We start from the raw sequence: 19344 nt of genomic DNA on the forward strand, positions 1-19344 counted from the left end.
AACATTTTTAAGCAGAAAATCCCCATCTTTGGTTGGGAGCAGCTTATCAAGACAATGGTCGTGCTGTGATTTTCCAGTCATTACCTATTGCCCGGATATCTTTGATAACCAGCTCTTTTTTTTCAGACATGCTTTGCAGTGGTAAGTTCAGTAGGGGTCTTGCTGCTGAGCCCATCAGAACCGGAGCCATGAATACCACCAGTTCATCAATCAGGTTTTCAGCCATCATACTGCCAGCCAGTTGAGCGCCGGTTTCCAGTAGTACCTCGTTGCACTCCCTGCGTCCCAGTTCTGCTAATAGTGCCGGGAGGTTTACTCTGCCAGCCGTTTGGTCTTCGGGATTATCTAAAACCAGCACTTCTGCGCCCGCCTGCTCCAGCCGTGCTTTTTTCTCGGTGCAGCACGCTGAGGTGGTAACGATCAGGCAATGCCCGGGGCCTGAAATAACTTTGGCATCAACGGGCGTTTGCAGTGTGGAGTCCAGGACCACCCGCAGAGGCTGACGTTTGCAGATCGCTTCTGCATTGGCCAAACCCAGTTCATTGGGGCGAACCGTCAGTGACGAGTTGTCATGAAGAATCGAGCCTACCCCCGTGATAATGGCACAACTCTGTGCCCTGAGTTTTTGCACTTCGCTGCGTGCCTTGGGGCCGGTAATCCATTGGGATTCACCGCTGGCCATGGCGGTTCTGCCATCCAGACTCATGGCCAGTTTTGCTCTGACCAGCGGCATGCCCGTCGACATGCGCTTGAAAAAACCTTCATTCAGGGCCCGGGCTTCATCGGCAAGAACACCGGATTGGATTTCTATCCCCGCTTCCTGAAGCAGGGCCATGCCTTTACCGGATACGGCCGGGTTGTCATCCTTTATTGCCGCAACCACCCGTGCGACACCGGCAGCCTTGAGGGCTTCTGCACAGGGGGGGGTTCTGCCAAAATGGCTGCAAGGCTCCAGGGTTACATAGGCTGTGGCACCTTTGGCCTTTGTGCCAGCCATGCGTAGTGCATGCACTTCGGCGTGAGGCTCTCCTGCCTTTTCGTGCCAGCCTTCTCCAATAATATGACCGTTGACGTCTACAATTAAACAGCCAACTCTCGGGTTGGGCATGGTTGTATACCAACCTGAGCGAGCCAGCTTGATAGCCTTGGCCATAAAGCCTCTGTCTATGGCTTCTTGGGTCATTGGAACCTCGGTTATTACTTTTTCTTATCGATAACAATATGGCTGAAGGAGCCATCCGCATTGATTTTGAAAGCTTTGCCAAAACCAACGGTATACTGGCCATTTTCAGGCGTCAGGGCAAAGAGGTGAAAGTCCGGCAGATTGCGCAAGACTTCCACTGTATTGCCAAATTTTTCCTGTATCAGGTCCAGCCAGTGGTCACAGCGTTCGGTGCCTCTTGCCAGCTCATGGGCCTGACAGTGGAAAAAGGCACGCTCCCGGGCAAACAGGTTTTTGGTTTCTGACTCAGGGGCTGCAAACAGGATTGAGCACACAGGGTTAACCAGCATATTGGGAGTGTGGTGAGCCAGCTCGCTGACGAATATATAAAAAGTACCGTCTTCTCCCCGCAGGTAGGGAGTGTAGCTGATTTCCGGTTTTCCATCCGGAGAAAGCGTGGAAAGCGTTAACGTTTGATGGCTGTTCACCAGCTTCTCGCAGCGTTCAGCGATTGCCGCAAGTTCTTCACCTTCTATAACTGCTACTTTCTTGCTCATGATTACCTTGGATGAGAATCAGCATCATTAGCGGAGTAATATAACCTATTGCGAACTTCATTGTCTCTTCGTATAGATAGAGCGCCCAAAGGAGTAGGATAATGGCATCATTGATGCCGGATTATTGATTCAAACAGGTTTTTTCGTTGGGACGTCACTAACCGATGTGTCCCAGTAGGCTACTGTCTCCTTTCTCTGATTGGTTGCTACAACGAACTCTGGCGATTTGACCAGTTCGGGTAAATACTTTTTATGAAAAATTCCATGATAGAGGAAAAGGCCTTGGTCTATAAGGTTTGTATATTTGTAATCTGACCCGTATTCATAATCATTATTTCCAAGGTTTTATGAATTAAATTTAATGGATTTGGAGTTAATCCATGTTCAGGAATCAGAACTTAGGACATTCGTAAGGTTAAAAAGTTCAGTTTTAAAGTATCTGTGCTTCCCGAATCATCACAGAGAGGGTTTTCACAATGACCATGGCCATAAACAGCCTTGGAACCCAATGCATCTCCCGAACGTCTTGCATAAACTGTCTGATCATTATTGCACCTGTAACTTTCACGAAATGGTCTGGGGGGCAGGTTATCGTTTTTTCCTTAAAAAATAAAAGCCGGATTGCTGTTTTTCCTGCCCTGCTTGCTGTTTGTGGGTAGTCCGATAGACTACGAAGGATTTTTGCAGCCGATTAAAGTGCCAGAGGGAGTGTGACGTGACCAGAGTTGCCGTTGTGGGTGCCGCCGGAAGAATGGGGCGAATGCTTGTAGAAGCCGTTGCCGCTGATCAGCAGTGCCAGCTGGGAGCAGCAATTATCAAGCCTGGCGACAGTCTGTTGGGGGTGGATGCAGGAGACCTGACAGGGGTTGGCTCACTGGGTGTGCCATTAACAGATAGCCTGGTGGCAGCTGTTAATGACTTTGATGTTTTGATTGATTTTACCACCCCGGAATTGACCATGCAGAATGTCGCCCTGTGCCAGCAGTATGGTAAAGGCATTGTGATTGGCACCACTGGCTTAAGCAATGGTCAGAAGGCAGAACTCGCCAAAGCGGCAGAAGATACCGCCATCGTTTTTGCGCCCAATATGAGTATCGGGGTCAATCTGGTGTTCAAGCTGCTGGAGATGGCAGCCAGGGTGCTGGGTGATGATGCAGATATTGAAGTTATTGAAGCGCACCATCGTCATAAGGTGGACTCACCCTCCGGAACGGCACTGAAAATGGGTGAAGTGGTGGCAGATACCCTGGGGCGTGATCTGGAAAAGTGCGCTGTTTATGGTCGCGAAGGGTATACCGGGCCAAGAGATCGGGAAACCATTGGCTTTGCCACTGTTCGAGCCGGTGATGTGATTGGTGACCATACGGTGCTGTTTGCCTGTGAAGGTGAGCGCGTGGAGGTAACCCATAAAGCCAGCAGCCGGTTGATCTATGCCCGGGGCTCATTGCGGGCGGTTCGATTTATTTCTGATAAAAAGTCCGGCCTGTTCGATATGCAGGATGTTTTGGGTCTGAAAACTTAAATCACTGCCCGGTGCGCTGATAATCCGGAAAATGGGTGAAAAAGGAGGTTGATAGTGATGATAGTATCCGGCGTTGTTACCCCTCAGGGGTGGGGGGATTGGTTAGCGAATCAGAGTCTTGATGCCATTCTTGATGGCATTGAAGGTTTCCCGAGGACAGCTGAAGGACAGAAAAAAATGCTTCCGGGCAGTTATACAGCTTGCGACAGAACTGCCCGCAGCCTTTGTTCCCGTCATATTGCGCCTTATAATGGCTCTGTTCCAGCGGGAAGCATGGGTAAATCGATGAAAAGGCCGTTGCCTGCAAGCACGGACCTTGAAGTGGTGCCTCAGAAATTAGCAAGAAATGAGCTATCCACTTTTAGTAAAAACAACCCGCCCGGGTCTGCAAATAACCACAGGGAGAGCCGTAACTCTGATTTATTCAGGATACGCTTTCAGCATCGGATGGAGAGAATCATCAAAAAAAACAGATTAGAGCTATTGATCGAAACACAGAAAAAAAAGAGTGAGCTGAAAAGCAAAGAAAACAAGGCGAAGAGAGTTTTGGAAAATCTAGGTTTCTGCAGACGCAGTCTGGGTAATTTAATGCATCCTATGGAGTATGCATTCAAGGTACTTGTACACGATGAATCTTCAAGAAAACTGATTAAATTGGAAATAGAGATTCAACAACTGACATTTGAACTTAAGCAGGAGGAGTTGCAGAAGAAGTTTAGAGCGCGTGTGTATAATCAGGCGATCCGGGAGATGTCCAATCGTGCAGAGTTGGCCGGAGGAGCTGGAAGAGCGGTTGAAGAATATATGAATAAACAAGACTGGGTTGAGTTGCTGCCTCTTGATGCTCTGAGTCAAAATCACCTGGCGACCAAAAAAAGTAGTGGAAAAGTTAATTGATTTATAGTCTAATACCACAAATTTGCCTTGAATTTATGGTGTGCGCGGCAGGGTGCAAGATCAAAAGCGAGATGGTTTTTTAAAACATCTCGCTTTTTTTGGGTCTTCAAACTGGAGAACTTTAAGCATCATAGCGTTCGGGCATAAGGCGCTCAGGTTCAAGTTCGGGAGGATCCTTTGACTAAGACGGCTGTTTTAGCTCTGGAAGATGGCAGTATTTTCCGGGGAATTGCCATCGGTATTGATGGTGAGACCAGTGGTGAGGTGGTTTTTAACACGGCAATGACCGGTTATCAGGAAATTCTCACCGACCCTTCCTATTCCCGCCAAATCGTTACGCTCACCTATCCCCATATTGGTAATACCGGTATTACTCCGGAAGATGAAGAATCCCCACAGATCCAGGCTGCCGGTCTGATCATCAAGGACCTGCCACTGCTGGCCAGCAACTGGCGCAGCAAAATGTCTCTGGATGACTATCTGAAATCCCGCAATATTGTCGCCATCGCTGGTATTGATACCCGCCGCCTGACTCGAATTCTCCGGGAAAAAGGTGCGCAGAATGGCTGTATCCTGGCGGGTGACGCTCTGACCGGAAAAGCTGCTGAAGCCAAAGCACTGGCCAGGGCTCGTGAATTTCCGGGCCTGAAAGGGATGGACCTGGCAAAAGAAGTCACCACTGACCAGCCTTACACTTGGACAGAAGGTGTCTGGAATCTGGAGACCGACAGCCATGCCAACGTGACGGACCTGCCGTTTCACGTCGTGGCTTACGATTTTGGTGTTAAAAGAAACATTCTGCGCATGCTGGCTCAGCGAGGCTGTCGCCTTACCATTGTGCCAGCCAAAACACCGGCCGAAGAAGTTCTGGCCCTGAATCCAGATGGTATTTTCCTCTCAAATGGCCCTGGTGATCCCGAGCCCTGTGATTACGCCATCGCCGCCATTAAGGAAATTCTGGCAACTTCTCTGCCGGTGTTTGGTATCTGTCTGGGGCATCAGCTGCTGGCTCTGGCCAGTGGTGCCAGGACCGAGAAGATGAAGTTTGGTCACCATGGCGGCAATCACCCGGTTCAGGATCTCAAGACCGGTCAGGTCATGATCACCAGCCAGAACCACGGTTTCGCCGTAGCGGAAGATTCGTTGCCAGAGCACCTGCAGGCAACCCATAAGTCACTGTTTGATGGCAGCCTCCAGGGTATTGAGCGGACTGATCGTCCTGCTTTCAGCTTCCAGGGGCACCCTGAAGCAAGCCCGGGCCCACACGATGTGGCCGGGCTGTTTGACCGTTTTGTTGAGATGCTGAAGGCAGCAAAGTAACCAACCCCGTTTTGATGTGAGAGAAAGATGCCAAAACGTACTGATATTGAAAGTATTCTGATACTCGGGGCTGGTCCAATTATTATCGGGCAGGCCTGTGAGTTTGACTATTCCGGAGCGCAGGCCTGTAAGGCGCTGAAGGAAGAGGGGTTTCGGGTCATCCTGGTAAACTCCAACCCGGCGACCATTATGACCGACCCGGCCATGGCGGACTCAACCTATATTGAGCCAATCCGCTGGGAGACCGTCGAGAAGATTATCGAAAAAGAGCGCCCGGATGCGATTCTTCCCACCATGGGCGGTCAGACCGCGCTGAACTGTGCCCTGGATCTGTTCCATAAAGGTGTGCTGAAAAAGTACGGCGTGGCCATGATTGGTGCCAACCAGCAGGCCATCGACAAAGCCGAAGATCGCCAGCTGTTTGACCAGGCCATGAAAAATATCGGTCTGGCAACGCCGCGCTCCGGTATTGCCCATACCATGGAAGAAGCCCGCGCCGTTCTCGATCAGGTTGGCTTCCCCTGTATTATTCGTCCGTCGTTTACCATGGGCGGTACCGGGGGGGGGATTGCTTATAACAAGGAAGAGTTTGAAGAGATCTGCTTCCGTGGCCTCGACCTTTCGCCCACCAATGAGCTGCTGATTGATGAGTCGCTGATTGGCTGGAAAGAGTACGAGATGGAAGTGGTTCGTGACCGCAATGATAACTGCATCATTGTCTGCGCCATCGAAAACTTTGACCCCATGGGGGTTCACACCGGAGATTCCATTACCGTCGCGCCAGCCCAGACGCTGACCGATAAGGAATACCAGATCATGCGTAACGCCTCCATTGCGGTGCTGCGTGAGATTGGTGTGGAAACCGGCGGTTCCAACGTACAGTTTGGCATCTGCCCGGACACCGGTCGTATGGTGGTCATTGAGATGAACCCCCGTGTATCCCGTTCTTCTGCCCTGGCTTCCAAGGCCACCGGTTTCCCCATTGCCCGTGTTGCTGCCAAGCTGGCGGTGGGTTACACCCTGGATGAGTTGAGCAATGAGATCACCGGTGGTGTGGTGCCAGCCTCGTTTGAGCCATCCATCGATTACGTGGTGACCAAAATCCCCCGCTTTGCCTTTGAGAAGTTCCCTCAGGCAGATGACCGTCTGACCACTCAGATGAAGTCGGTGGGTGAGGTAATGGCCATTGGTCGTTCATTCCAGGAGTCTGTGCAGAAAGCACTGCGTGGCCTGGAAACTGGTGCCACGGGCTTTAACTCCATGTTTGATATCAAACTGGATGCCTGCTCTGATGCAGAGCGTGAAGATGCGCTGGCCAGAATCCGTCGTGAACTGGTGACACCGAAAGCTGACCGTATCTACTACGTTGCGGATGCCTTCCGTGCCGGTATGACCCTGGAAGCGATCTTTGCTGAGTGTATGATCGATCCATGGTTCCTGGTACAGATTCAGGACCTGGTGAATGAAGAAGCGTTATTGGCTGACGACGCCGTTAATGGTAAAGGTTTGGCCTCTCTGTCGAAAGAGCGCCTGTTCCGTCTGAAGCAGAAAGGCTTCAGCGATGCGCGTATGGCGGAACTGCTGGGTATTAAAGAAGCCGAAGTACGCAACTATCGTCGTAAACAACAGGTTAAGCCCGTCTATAAGCGCGTGGACACCTGTGCGGCTGAATTCCAGTCTACGACAGCGTACATGTACTCTTCCTATGATGAAGAATGTGAAGCCGAGCCTTCTGGCCGTGAAAAGATCATGGTGATTGGTGGTGGACCAAACCGTATCGGTCAGGGTATCGAGTTTGACTACTGCTGTGTCCATGCGGCACTGGCGGCGCGGGAAGACGGCTACGAAACCATTATGGTTAATTGTAATCCGGAGACCGTTTCTACCGATTACGACACCTCTGACCGACTCTACTTTGAGCCGGTAACCCTGGAAGATGTGCTGGCCATCATCGATGTTGAGAAACCCACCGGGGTGATTGTTCAGTACGGTGGGCAGACTCCGCTGAAACTGGCCCGTGCCCTTGAAGCCGAAGGTGTGCCAATTATCGGTACCAGCCCTGAAGCCATTGACCGTGCCGAAGACCGTGAGCGCTTCCAGCAGATGATCCAGAAACTGGGTCTGTTGCAGCCCGCTAACGCCACGGTTCGCAGTGAACAGGAAGCGGTGGCCAAAGCGGCGGAGATTGGCTATCCACTGGTGGTTCGTCCCTCCTATGTTCTGGGTGGCCGTGCCATGGAAATTGTCGCCGGCGAAGATGAGCTGGTGCGTTATATGAAAGACGCTGTTCAGGTATCGAACGACAGCCCGGTGCTATTGGACTACTTCCTGAACCGTGCGGTAGAAGTGGACGTTGATGCAGTGTGTGATGGTGAGCGTGTGGTGATTGGCGCGATCATGCAGCACATCGAGCAGGCGGGTATTCACTCCGGTGACTCCAGCTGCTCGCTGCCGCCTTACAGCCTGAACCGTCGTCATCAGGATGAAATCCGTGAGCAGGTTCGTGCCATGGCCCTGGAATTGGGTGTTGTGGGCCTGATGAACGTGCAGCTGGCCATTCAGGATGACCAGATCTTCGTGATTGAGGTGAACCCCAGGGCTTCCCGTACCGTGCCATTTGTCTCCAAGTGCATTGGTCACTCCCTGGCCAAGATTGCGGCACGGGTGATGATGGGCAAAACCCTGGAAGAGCTGAACTTTACTGCTGAGATTGTGCCGCCTTACTACAGTGTCAAAGAAGCGGTTTTCCCATTCAATAAGTTCCCCGGCGTGGATCCGATTCTTGGCCCGGAGATGAAATCCACCGGCGAAGTGATGGGCGTTGGGGCTACCTTCCCGGAAGCCTTCCACAAGGCGCAGCTGGCTGAGAACATGCAGCTGCCACAGGGGGGTAAGGTCATTCTCTCCGTCCGGGATTTTGACAAACCGGAGTTGCCGATGGTAGCTCGTCTGCTGATGGATATCGGCTTCGAGCTGCTGGCCACCTCCGGCACGGCAAAAGTGATTGAAGAAGCCGGTTTGCCGGTCACCACCATCAACAAAGTGCATCAGGGAAGACCGCATTTGGTGGACATGATCGTCAATGGTGATATAGCCTTCGTCATCAATACGACTGAAGGTCGTCAGGCCATAGCTGATTCTTACCTGATCCGTCGCTCTGCATTGACCAATAAGGTGCTATATACAACCACCATGGCAGGAGCAGAAGCGATTGCGCGTTCGATCGCCTTTGGATCTGAAAGATTGGTCAGACGGCTTCAGGATCTACACGAAGGTAACGTTGGATGAAAAGAATTCCCATGACGGTGGAGGGTGAAAAAGCCCTCCGTGAGGAACTGGCTCATTTGAAGGGGGTGGAACGTCCTCGTATTTCTGCGGCTATTGCTGAAGCACGTGAGCTCGGAGACCTTAAGGAGAATGCTGAATACCATGCCGCCCGTGAGCAGCAGAGCTTTGCCGAAGGTCGCATCAACGAGATTGAGGCCAAGCTCTCCAATGCCCAGGTCATTGATATTACCACCATCACCAAGACCGGCAAGGTGCTGTTCGGTACCACGATTGTACTGATCAACCTGGATGATGACCGGGAAGTCACCTACAAGATTGTCGGTGATGATGAAGCGGATATCAAAGTGAACAAGATCTCTGTCAACTCACCCATTGCCCGGGCCCTGATCGGCAAGGAAGAAGGGGATGTGGTAGTGGTTAACACCCCTTCTGGCGGGGTGGAATATGAGATCGATGAAGTGCAGCATATTTGATTAATGCATCACTGAGCGCAGTATCTTTTTCCATATTTATTGAAACCCTGTGTTGTCTGAGGCAGCACAGGGCTTTATTTTTTTGGCTAACGAATTTGTACTTACCGGTGGTCAGCTTTAATTATCAATCTTATTCATTCAAGAGGTGCATTGATGTGAGCTCACCGTATGCATTAAGAGGAGCAGATGAATTGGCCGACGGGAGATGCTCATCTCCCGGGTAAGAAGGGGCATGCTGGTAATGCAATCTTTGGCACTCTTTTTGCCGGTTGAGTATGTGGTAACTTTTCTGGTGATCCCAACCGACTCCCCTTTCGTGCTCTGCGTAAGCAGAGTCCTGGCGACACTTCCTCTGCCGCTCCATGTTGAACTCCTGGCGACGCTTCCTATACCACTGCATGCTGAGCTCCTTTCGGCGCTGTGCGTAAGCAGGATCTTTGTAACGCTGTCTGTTAAGCGCCCTTTCGCGCGCAGAGTATGCGGGGTCTTTACGGAGCTCCCTTTGGCGCAGCCTTTGGCGCTCCCGGAAAGCAGGGTCTTTGCGACGTTCCCTTTGATACTCCCTTTGATAGTTCTTCAGGTGCTCTGCGAAATCGGGATCATTTATGTAGCGCATCTTTCTATTCAGATTTTGGCGCTCTTTGTACAGCCTTTGGCGCTCTGTGTATGAAGAATCATTCTTGTGGCGCTTCCTTTGGAACCCCCTTTGTTTCTCCTGGCAAGCAGGATTATTGTGAAGCTCCTTGTTGTGCTTAACGATTGGAGAGTTACCATCAACTATTCCCTGTGCCCGGGTTGTTTGGTTCAGGCTGAGTGGGTTAAGCACAGCACTTGGTTGTAAATCCTCTGGGTTGTCGACAGGAAAATGAGTTAACCTGTTTTCTGGATTCAAATAGCTTACTGATGTTGGCTCCATGATCTCAGGTTCGCTTCCTGATAAGCATACCTGCTGAATAAAGGGAATATCTGATGGCAACGTATAATGAAATTGTTGATCATCAGAATTCCAGTGTACATATTGATCCAGAGCTGATTGAGGTATCTCGGGAATATCATTTACGAAAGTGTTTGCTGAAGCGGAAAGGGTTGAAGAATTAATAGTATATTTATTCAATGAATTAAAAGAGTCTGTAAAATTTTCATGTGTATCTGACTGATTATGGTAAACCGGAAAAGGAGTGCTCAGTGTCTGAACAGACATGCCCAGGTATTCAGGCTGTTGTCCACTGACACCAGATTTATACGTTTGCCCCGGTAAATCTGACAAGCCGCAATGAAGGCCGTCAAAATAGCAATCGAATGAAGGTATGTTATTAAGGGGATTCATTGAATTGTAGCATTACTGACTTACAGCTAGAGATCACTCTTTCTTATAAAAGTTCCTTTGTGACACGGTTTCAATATAATTGATGTCCTGGCTCCGTTCGTCCTGAACCGGGGCCAGGGCAACGCAGGAGCCGTTGCCGTGTAGGGCCGTGTTAAGTCCGACAGTTCTAAACAAGCATTGGTTTCAGGAAGCGGCCGGTATGAGACTCTGAAACATCCGATACGGCTTCCGGGGTGCCAGCGGCAATAATCTGCCCGCCGCCATCACCACCCTCCGGGCCCAGGTCAATAATCCAGTCTGCCGTTTTAATCACATCCAGGTTGTGCTCAATGACGACCACGCTGTTGCCATGATCCCGCAAGCGATGAAGGACAGAGAGTAGCTGTTCAATGTCGTGAAAATGGAGCCCGGTGGTGGGCTCGTCCAGTATATAGAGTGTTTTACCGGTATCCCGTTTGGACAGCTCTTTCGCCAGTTTCACCCGCTGGGCTTCACCACCAGACAGGGTGGTGGCGTTCTGCCCGAGATGAATGTAGGAAAGCCCTACATCCATCAGGGTTTGCAGTTTGCGCTTGACTGCGGGTATTGGATCGAAGTATTGCAAGGCTTCTTCCACGGTCATTTCAAGTACTTCGTGGATGCTCTTGCCTTTATATTTTACTTCCAGGGTTTCACGGTTATAACGTTTGCCCTTACAGACATCGCAGGCAACGTAGATATCTGGCAAAAAGTGCATCTCTACCTTGATAACACCATCTCCCTGACAGGCCTCGCATCGGCCACCTTTAACATTAAAGCTGAAACGGCCGGGTTTGTAGCCCCGTGAACGGGCTTCCTGAGTGCCTGCGAAGAGTTCTCGAATGGCGGTAAAAATCCCGGTGTAGGTGGCCGGGTTAGAACGTGGTGTCCGGCCAATGGGGCTCTGGTCAATATCAATGCATTTATCAAAGTGCTGAATGCCGGTCAGCTTTTTATAGGGAGCAGCGGTTAATGTTGTTGCTTTATTGAGCGCTGTGGCGGCCAGCGGATACAGTGTGCCATTGATTAAGGTGGACTTGCCAGAGCCCGAAACGCCGGTAACACAGGTCATTAAACCCACTGGAATTTCCAGTGTGACATTTTTCAGGTTATTGCCGCTGCAACCACTGAGCTTCAGGGTTTTCTTTGTGTCTGCGGGCGTTCTTTTGAATGGTACATTGATCTTGCGAATACCTGAGAGGTATTGACCCGTTAAAGAATCCGGCGAGTCCATGATCTGTCCGGGGGTTCCCTGGGCGACGATGGCACCACCATGAACACCGGCTCCGGGGCCAATATCGATAACATGATCAGCGCTGCGAATGGCATCTTCATCATGTTCAACGACGATCACCGTATTACCCAGGTCTCGCAAACGGGTCAGCGTATTCAGAAGACGTTCATTGTCCCGTTGATGCAGCCCGATACTGGGTTCATCAAGAATATACATAACCCCCACAAGACCTGCGCCAATCTGACTGGCCAATCGAATTCTCTGGGCCTCACCACCGGAAAGAGTATCCGCACTGCGCTCCAGGGTAAGATAGTTCAGGCCGACATTGACCAGAAAGCTCAGGCGATCGCAGATTTCCTTAAGTACTTTTCTGGCTATCTCGCCACGGCGGCCGGGCAGGTCAAGATCCTGAAAATAGACCAGTGCTTTTTCAACGGGCAATTTAACCAGGTCCGGCAGGGTTTCATTCTGGACAAATACATTCCGGGCTTCTTTGCGTAAACGGGTGCCTTTGCAGGATGGGCACGGCTGGGTGCTGAGGTACTTGGCCAGCTCTTCCCGGACGGACTGGGAGTCGGTGTCCCTGAAACGTCGCTCAAAGTTGGGAATAATGCCTTCAAAAATATGCCGTTTTTTATAGACATCCCCCCGGTCATTGACGTAACTGAAATTGACCTCTTCATCACCGGACCCATGAAGAATAATGTTCTGCTGTTCCGGGCTTAAGTCATCAAACGGGGTGTCAATGCTGAAACCGTAGTGAGCGGCCAGTGATTTCAGCAGGTGAAAGTAGTAAACGCTGCGCCGGTCCCAACCACGGATTGCGCCTTCTGCCAGGGTCAATTCAGGGTGCTGTACTATACGATCCTGGTCGAAGAACTGTTTAACGCCCAGCCCATCACAAGTGGCGCATGCTCCGGCCGGATTGTTAAAGGAAAAAAGCCGTGGTTCCAGCTCATTGAGGCTGTAACCGCATTCAGGGCAGGCGAACCGGGAAGAGAAGACGATGTCGTCTTTAGCGTCATCATCCATGTAGCTGACAGTAGCAAGACCATCGGTCAACTCAAGGGCCGTTTCAAACGACTCGGAGAGACGCAGTTGTAAATCATCACGCACCTTGAAGCGGTCTATGACCACTTCGATGGTGTGCTTCTTCTTTTTATCCAGCTTTGGTGGTGTATCAAGATCCGTAACAATCCCGTTGATTCTGGCACGGATAAAACCGTTGCTTCTCAGTTCATTGAATACATGGAGGTGTTCACCTTTGCGCCCCCTGACCACCGGGGCCAGCAGCATCAGTTTAGTGCCTTCAGGCAAAGCCAGAACCTGGTCTACCATCTGACTGACGGTTTGAGCTTCCAGGTGCAGGTGGTGTGTCGGGCAGTGGGGAATGCCGACGCGGGCAAACAGCAACCGGAGATAGTCATAGATTTCTGTGATCGTACCGACGGTGGAGCGCGGGTTATGGCTGGTGGATTTCTGCTCAATGGAGATCGCCGGCGACAGTCCTTCGATATGGTCTACATCGGGCTTTTCCATCATGGATAGAAACTGGCGGGCATAGGCTGACAGGGACTCGACATAACGACGCTGGCCTTCTGCATACAGCGTGTCAAAGGCCAGTGAAGATTTACCGGAACCTGATAGTCCGGTGATTACTATCAGGCTGTCACGGGGCATCTCCAGGTTGATGTTTTTCAGATTGTGTGTACGCGCGCCCTGTACGGTAATCTTTTCCACAGCCTTTTCTCCGTGCCAGTGAGAGAGCCTGTTGGTGGCCTTTCTGCAAGCTGAAAAAGGTCACCAACAGGCTCTGAGAGCAAACGGAGTATTATAAGTAGTCGATCGCCAAGTCTGTAGTAAAAATTGCGACATTCAGCAAAAGCATCCAGAGGTGGCCGTTGAAGTAAAGGCCACCTTTGCTGTCGGTAAAATAGCCGGGGCATCGACAGTCCCATTTCAGTGCGGCTGAATCCAGAGCCAAGGTCAGAATTTGACCGGCATAAGGATACTCTGACACTCTGGATATAAAGTTGTTCAGTGTGTCGGACCATGCAGGTTCATCATTCTTGAATTCAGATGTTTTGTTGTCAGGGGCTGAGGCATCAGGATTTATATAGGATTGAATATAACGCCAGCCATGATATCCAAGGCTCAGGAGATAGTAGGTAAAAAAGAAACCTTTGGTCATTAACCTGTCCGGTTTATTGCTGATATCCATTAATTTCCCGCTACAGGGGCAGGCTTCCTGTTGAGTCCAGAGGATGTTTCCTGAGTCCAGGAGTTTGTATACGTGCACTGCCATATAGGACCACATCAGCAGGTTTCGGGTAGTGAGTAATATCTGCTTGGTTTTATGGTAGGGGCTATGGGAGATAAGAATGACTGACTGATCATTAGGGTCAATTGACATGGGGAGCTTACAGTCAGTGCTTTTCAACGCTTGCAATTTCTCAATGCGGTCGTTACTTGAGATTGTGCAGAGGGTTTCTTTTCCGTGTTCATTAATTGTCGTGTAGCTGGCTGACATCGAGAAGCTTGTGGTTTCTTCTTTGATGGTGTCGGAAAGACATGGTAGAGAAAAGGTAACCAGCATGGACAGAATGCATCGAACCCAAAAATTAAACAAATGTCGTGTTATTTTGATGATTTTATTATTCCGGGCAAGGGGGTAGGTGCTTTTTGACATGGATAACGTTTATCCCTCTGGTTTACTCTCCAACCAACGTGATGGTTTTGAATAGCTCTAAAAGGGTACCAACCAAAATATTGATTTATTTGATTTTGCAGGCTAGCCATGTTCGTCAGCCAGACACTTTATTGGAAATGCCTTGTCCGGTTTATATTGCCATATCAAGGGCAAAGTGTAATAAATCCAGACCGAGTATCAGACTGTTTATGTTAAAGCCATAGTCAGGGGCTTCTAGCCACCACATAATAAGATCTGCGCTTATGACCAGGATGTGACCTCCAAGGCCAAGGCTTTCAGGTTCATCGTTATTACGGTTATCCCGGCCATCAGGATAAAAGTAAGATGAGAGGTGTTTACCAAGGAATGGGTAGAGTGTCTGGTTGGCATTACGGGACAAGCCTACATTATATAGCGCTGAAGAACCCAGGTATTTCAGTACTTCACCAGGATGAAAAACGACCAGATTGAGGACAGCAAAGGACAAGGTGCGAGAGATATTGACGGCATGGAGGCCGCTGTTTAACCACATTAAATAGTATTTGGAGGTCATCAGGATCGATCTGGGGCCAGTGTTTGTTTTTAATGTGACCTCAACTTCAATATCGGGGTTATTTTGAAGTGTTTCCAGAGTACAGCCAGCTTTGTGCAGCCTTTCCCGTTCTTCTTGAGTTTCATTCCCGGTCACAATGCAGCTGGTTTCTGTGCCATCACTATTTTGCTTTATGTAATGTGCCGAAATGGGCGTTTCGGAATCTGATGTGTCAGCAGGAAATGCCGTAGATGCAGCAAGTAAGGGAAAACAAATGGCTAATATAAAAAAGATGGTTTTTTTTAAAATATCACTCATGGATTAATCTGCTCAAGTGAGGATAGCGTACTAATGCCTGATAGTTTCGATGTCAGGCTGCTGCCGCTATCGTTAAACCAGATCCTGATACGTGTGCCCGACTATTGTCTTTGATAAGCTGTTTTTGATAAGCACATAACGGATTTTCAACAGGCTTTGACCTGTACTTATAGTCAACATGTTATGGTTGCAACAGTGACATTTTGTCGCAGACACAATAGAGTGTTTTGGCCTGACCACCTGACCCGGCGACGATTGCCTGAGCGCTGGGTAAAACATCAACGGGTCTCACCGTCACTAATGATGATTCTCCCTGGGCTATAATCCGTGAGCATGATTTCTGCATAGCATCCGGGATCCGGATCCTGATAGACTTGCGGCGACACTGTTTATCAGTAATTTTATCAGTTATAACCACCAAAAAAATTCAGGACTTTGCTGTTATCCCATGTCATTTGTTGAATTAAAAGCGGCTGTATCCCTTTCCCTGGTCTTTGTCTTTCGGATGCTTGGACTTTTTATGGTACTGCCTGTTCTGGCTCTTTTTGCTGACGATCTTCAGGGCGCTTCGCCCAGTTTGATCGGGGTGGCCATTGGTGCCTATGGGTTCAGCCAGGCCATATTACAGATTCCGTTTGGCTGGCTTTCTGATCGTTGGGGCAGGAAGCCCGTTATTCTGCTGGGACTGTTTATTTTTCTACTGGGAAGCGTTCTGGCGGCACAGGCTACCACCATCGAGGGAGTGATTGCCGGGCGTATTTTACAGGGGTGTGGTGCCATTGCCGGCGCAGTGACAGCGTTGATGGCTGACCTTACCCGGGATCAGCATCGAACCAAGGCCATGGCCATGATTGGCATGGGCATTGGCCTTGCCTTTGCCATTGCCATGGTACTGGGGCCGGTGGTCAGTGATATCTGGGGGCTGTCCGGACTCTTTATCTCTAATGCCCTGATGGCGGTGGCCGCGATGCTGGTTATTATCCTGCTGGTGCCAACGCCGGTCATTAAACGGCGGGACTTAAACAGCTCTGTTGATCGTCAGGTGTTGCATCAGGTCTTCACTAACCTGGAGTTGCTGAGGCACATGATTGGAATTTTTACCCTCCATTTTGTGTTGATGGCTTTATTTATTTTTATTCCCGAGCTTTTGAGCAAAGATTTTGACCGCTCTGCTCATGGCGGTATTTATCTGGCCGTCCTGGGCCTGTCATTTGTTATGATGATCCCCCTTATTATTTTCAGTGAGCGTCAGCGACTGCTCAAGCAGTGCTACAGCTTTAGCATTATCATTCTGTTCGTGGCATTTGCGCTGTTTTATCAAGGCATGCTCAGTGCCACGATGTTGTTGGCGGGCTTATTGATTTTCTTTTTTGGATTTAATTTTCTGGAAGCCACGCTGCCATCCCTGGTCAGCAAACTCGCGCCTGTGGGAACCCGTGGCACTGTCATGGGAGGCTACTCAACCAGCCAGTTTCTGGGGGCTGCCCTGGGCGGCAGCCTTGGGGGCGTAGCCATGGAATATGGCGGTGTTCCCGCTGTCATAATGCTTTGTACAATTCCCACTGCCCTGTGGTGCTGGTTGTCTGTTACTATGAAGCAACCACCTTATGTGAGTACTATGGTAATGGCTCTGAATCCTGAGCTTGGTGATGTCAGTTCGGTAGGAGAACGACTTGCTGGTATTGACGGTGTTCAGGAAGTGACAGTGCTTGCCGCAGAGAAAACAGCTTATCTGAAAGTTGATAAGCAGGCACTGAACTGGTCCGAGTTAAGACAGTTTGGGCAGTGCTAGGTTCAGATATTAAACCTGCGGGTTGATACAGAATAAAAACGGGGAACCAAGTATAGGGCCTTTGTTTTAATTGAGCATTTTTAATATGGTGTGGTCCTGTAAGGCTACTCCATGGTGTCTTCAATGAATGGACTCTGTTCTTGGAGGCTATTTGAGTTTGAGTGAATATGGCGGAGAAGCTAAATGGCTCGAGGCGTTAATAAAGTAATACTGATTGGTAATCTGGGCAATGATCCGGATGTACGTTTTACTCCCAATGGCAGTGCCGTTGCCAACCTGAGTCTGGCAACCAGTGAGTCCTGGAAAGACCGTAATACCGGTCAGCAACAGGAGAAAACGGAGTGGCACCGGGTGGTTATTTTCGGCAAGCTGGCTGAGATCGCCCAGCAGTACCTTCGTAAAGGATCGAAAGTCTATATCGAAGGTAAGCTGCAGACACGCAAGTGGCAGGGTCAGGACGGTCAGGATCGGTATACTACCGAGATTGTTGTTGATGGATTCAGTGGCCAGCTGCAAATGCTGGATGGCCGTCAGGAAGGCGCTATGGGGGCTCCGATGGGAGGTGGCTACCAGCAGCAGGCACCGCAACAGCAGCAGTCTTATGCTCCGCAGCAGCCTCAGCAATACGGGTCACCACCACCACAACAACAGCAACAGCATCAACCAGCGCAGTCGCAGCAACCGCAATCAACTCCCCAGCCACAGCCTGCTGGTGGTTTTGACGATTTTGATGATGATATCCCGTTCTGAGTTAAGAACCTCTCTCCGCGAGCGCCGGCGGGCATTAAGCGCTGACCAGCAGGTCAGCGCTGGTGTAATGTTGTGTGATATTCTCAGTGCCCGGCCTGAGCTTGCAGATAGCCAGCACATTGCTATTTATATAGCCAGTGATGGCGAAATAAATCCGGACGTTCTCCGTGATTTTCTCTGGAATTCTGGCAAACAATGTTATCTGCCAGTGATTGGGAGCAATAACAACCTTCTGTTTATTGAATACCTGCCCGACACTCATCTGGTTTTGAATCGTTTTGGAATCCCTGAGCCTTCCTTGCAGGAGGTAGAACCGATTTCACCGGAAAAGCTGGATGTTGTCCTTGTACCTTTAACCGGTTTTGATGAAGCTGGCAGAAGGCTTGGCATGGGAGGAGGCTTCTATGACAAAACATTTGCTTTTACCCGTACTGCGAAAAAGCCAATACTTATCGGCCTTGCCCATGAGTGTCAGAAAGTTGAATCGATCCCTGTAGAACATTGGGATATAGACATGTCTGGTATTGCAACGGACAGTCGCTATTACTCGGTATAATTTGTTCTGGTAAAAACCACCCTGTTTTACCAAGAGGGTGGTATTGTTTGGATATTGTTAGAGATTAACATTAATCATTCAGAATACCGGACTAATAGCTTTCGCAGGCTTCCCCGGGAATACGCATTAGGGCTGGTTTACCGTAGGCAGATGTTAGTGCAGTAATCGTTGATACTTTTGAGTCGGTTCCAGAGTTTGTCAGACAGAAAGATACATCATCACCCTTTATGACAGAGGCTTGAGCTTTTCCATAACTGTACAATGTGCATGAGCTTTTCTGAACATTGATAGTAGACGTTTGTCGGCCATCAGAAACAGTGACGAATAAGTCAATTGGGTTTTCAGTGATGTATGCGCTTCCTGCCGTTGACCACCCGGTCATCTGCTTAACTAATAACAGGTTGGTGATACCTCTGTTTTTTGGCACAAAAAGATTGTCGCCAATATGCTCAAATTGTGAGTCGTTCTGTATTGATCCCTGATTTACCAGAACGCTGTCGATATAATAGCCATCTTCAGTCGTCAGTGTCATCATGCCACAGACGTAATCGTTGGCAACGGGCAGTAATCTTAATACCTGGCTCAGGAAGACGCTGTGGGCAACACGGTTGGAAAGAATGTTGGTAGCACTGAAGTCATAAACCTTTTGCGGGATGTATGACAATACTTTTGTAAAGGGGCTTTCCGGAGCATAGTTCCCACCACCTATCAGAATGGTTGCATGAGCAGCCAGCTCAAGAAAAGAGAAAGTACCGCTACTGAGAATGGCTGGAAAAGAACTCCCGCCTGAATACCCATCCTCAACCCCGACTCTGGTATCGGAAGGGGCTCCCCATGATGCCGATGTGATTGATAACAATAAGACGACGAATAAACACTTTCCTCTAAACATGCTAACCCCTTATCCGG

Annotated in this window: 15 protein-coding genes; 8 read left to right on the forward strand and 7 right to left on the reverse strand. The window is 49.7% G+C overall.

All coding sequences use genetic code 11. From position 1 onward, the window contains the following. Window positions 1–46: 46 nt before the first annotated feature. A complete protein-coding gene (gene ribD / locus J7438_RS12815; protein WP_209276845.1) occupies window positions 47–1183 on the reverse strand; it encodes a bifunctional diaminohydroxyphosphoribosylaminopyrimidine deaminase/5-amino-6-(5-phosphoribosylamino)uracil reductase RibD in 1137 nt (378 codons plus the stop codon). Between the two features lie 14 nt (window positions 1184–1197). After that, entirely contained in the window at window positions 1198–1719 is a 522-nt protein-coding gene (locus J7438_RS12820) for a HugZ family pyridoxamine 5'-phosphate oxidase (RefSeq protein WP_209276846.1), read from the reverse strand. 715 nt (window positions 1720–2434) lie between these two features. Between J7438_RS12820 and dapB the strand changes: the two genes are divergently transcribed. The 5 genes from dapB to greA all read left to right on the forward strand — a co-directional run bounded on the left by dapB (window position 2435) and on the right by greA (window position 9219). Continuing rightward, window positions 2435–3241 carry a 4-hydroxy-tetrahydrodipicolinate reductase gene (gene dapB, locus J7438_RS12825; protein ID WP_209276847.1) on the forward strand — a complete coding sequence of 269 codons (807 nt, stop codon included), beginning with the start codon at window positions 2435–2437 and terminating at the stop codon, window positions 3239–3241. 54 nt (window positions 3242–3295) lie between these two features. Further along, a complete protein-coding gene (locus J7438_RS12830; protein WP_209276848.1) occupies window positions 3296–4138 on the forward strand; it encodes a hypothetical protein in 843 nt (280 codons plus the stop codon). 177 nt (window positions 4139–4315) lie between these two features. Beyond that, entirely contained in the window at window positions 4316–5458 is a 1143-nt protein-coding gene (gene carA / locus J7438_RS12835) for a glutamine-hydrolyzing carbamoyl-phosphate synthase small subunit (protein WP_209201854.1), read from the forward strand. 27 nt (window positions 5459–5485) lie between these two features. Next, on the forward strand, window positions 5486–8746 hold the full coding sequence (carB, locus tag J7438_RS12840) for a carbamoyl-phosphate synthase large subunit (RefSeq protein WP_209201855.1): 3261 nt from the start codon (window positions 5486–5488) through the stop codon (window positions 8744–8746). Next, window positions 8743–9219, forward strand: a complete 477-nt coding sequence (gene greA, locus J7438_RS12845) for a transcription elongation factor GreA (RefSeq protein WP_209201856.1) — start codon at window positions 8743–8745, stop codon at window positions 9217–9219. The genes carB and greA overlap by 4 nt, the downstream gene beginning before the upstream one ends. A 130-nt stretch (window positions 9220–9349) precedes the next feature. On the opposite strand, the gene J7438_RS12850 is transcribed toward greA, so the two are convergent. From J7438_RS12850 to J7438_RS12865, 4 genes are all read right to left on the reverse strand, one after another. Continuing rightward, on the reverse strand, window positions 9350–10333 hold the full coding sequence (locus J7438_RS12850; RefSeq protein WP_209276849.1) for a hypothetical protein: 984 nt from the start codon (window positions 10331–10333) through the stop codon (window positions 9350–9352). A gap of 379 nt (window positions 10334–10712) precedes the next feature. Continuing rightward, window positions 10713–13538: an excinuclease ABC subunit UvrA gene (uvrA, locus tag J7438_RS12855; RefSeq protein ID WP_209276850.1), complete on the reverse strand. Its 2826-nt coding sequence runs from the start codon at window positions 13536–13538 to the stop codon at window positions 10713–10715. Between the two features lie 91 nt (window positions 13539–13629). After that, window positions 13630–14487, reverse strand: coding sequence for a hypothetical protein (locus J7438_RS12860; protein WP_209276851.1), 858 nt, complete (start codon window positions 14485–14487; stop codon window positions 13630–13632). A 151-nt stretch (window positions 14488–14638) separates the two neighbouring features. Further along, a complete protein-coding gene (locus J7438_RS12865; RefSeq protein ID WP_209276852.1) occupies window positions 14639–15175 on the reverse strand; it encodes a hypothetical protein in 537 nt (178 codons plus the stop codon). A gap of 610 nt (window positions 15176–15785) precedes the next feature. On the opposite strand from J7438_RS12865, the gene J7438_RS12870 reads away from it, so the two are divergent. The 3 genes from J7438_RS12870 (at window position 15786) to J7438_RS12880 (ending at window position 18435) form a co-directional block, all read left to right on the forward strand. Then, a complete protein-coding gene (locus tag J7438_RS12870; protein WP_209201861.1) occupies window positions 15786–17129 on the forward strand; it encodes an MFS transporter in 1344 nt (447 codons plus the stop codon). A gap of 183 nt (window positions 17130–17312) precedes the next feature. Then, a complete protein-coding gene (gene ssb / locus J7438_RS12875; RefSeq protein WP_209276853.1) occupies window positions 17313–17879 on the forward strand; it encodes a single-stranded DNA-binding protein in 567 nt (188 codons plus the stop codon). Next, a complete protein-coding gene (locus J7438_RS12880; protein WP_209201863.1) occupies window positions 17860–18435 on the forward strand; it encodes a 5-formyltetrahydrofolate cyclo-ligase in 576 nt (191 codons plus the stop codon). Before ssb ends, J7438_RS12880 begins: the two co-directional genes overlap by 20 nt. 91 nt (window positions 18436–18526) lie before the next feature. Here the strand turns inward: J7438_RS12880 and J7438_RS12885 are convergent, their stop codons facing one another. Then, window positions 18527–19327 carry a hypothetical protein gene (locus J7438_RS12885; protein ID WP_209276854.1) on the reverse strand — a complete coding sequence of 267 codons (801 nt, stop codon included), beginning with the start codon at window positions 19325–19327 and terminating at the stop codon, window positions 18527–18529. Between the last annotated feature and the right edge of the window lie 17 nt (window positions 19328–19344).

Origin of the sequence: Thalassotalea sp. G20_0, from assembly GCF_017744175.1 — a bacterium.
GTDB lineage: Bacteria > Pseudomonadota > Gammaproteobacteria > Pseudomonadales > Endozoicomonadaceae > Endozoicomonas.

Bases quoted from the DNA above. Each gene is read 5' to 3' on its own strand.
- ribD (WP_209276845.1), bottom strand. From the start codon at position 1,183: ATGACCCAAGAAGCCATAGACAGAGGCTTTATGGCCAAGGCTATCAAG.
- J7438_RS12820 (WP_209276846.1), bottom strand. From the start codon at position 1,719: ATGAGCAAGAAAGTAGCAGTTATAGAAGGTGAAGAACTTGCGGCAATC.
- carB (WP_209201855.1), top strand. From the start codon at position 5,486: ATGCCAAAACGTACTGATATTGAAAGTATTCTGATACTCGGGGCTGGT.
- greA (WP_209201856.1), top strand. From the start codon at position 8,743: ATGAAAAGAATTCCCATGACGGTGGAGGGTGAAAAAGCCCTCCGTGAG.
- J7438_RS12860 (WP_209276851.1), bottom strand. From the start codon at position 14,487: ATGTCAAAAAGCACCTACCCCCTTGCCCGGAATAATAAAATCATCAAA.
- J7438_RS12870 (WP_209201861.1), top strand. From the start codon at position 15,786: ATGTCATTTGTTGAATTAAAAGCGGCTGTATCCCTTTCCCTGGTCTTT.
- ssb (WP_209276853.1), top strand. From the start codon at position 17,313: ATGGCTCGAGGCGTTAATAAAGTAATACTGATTGGTAATCTGGGCAAT.
- J7438_RS12880 (WP_209201863.1), top strand. From the start codon at position 17,860: ATGATGATATCCCGTTCTGAGTTAAGAACCTCTCTCCGCGAGCGCCGG.
- J7438_RS12885 (WP_209276854.1), bottom strand. From the start codon at position 19,327: ATGTTTAGAGGAAAGTGTTTATTCGTCGTCTTATTGTTATCAATCACA.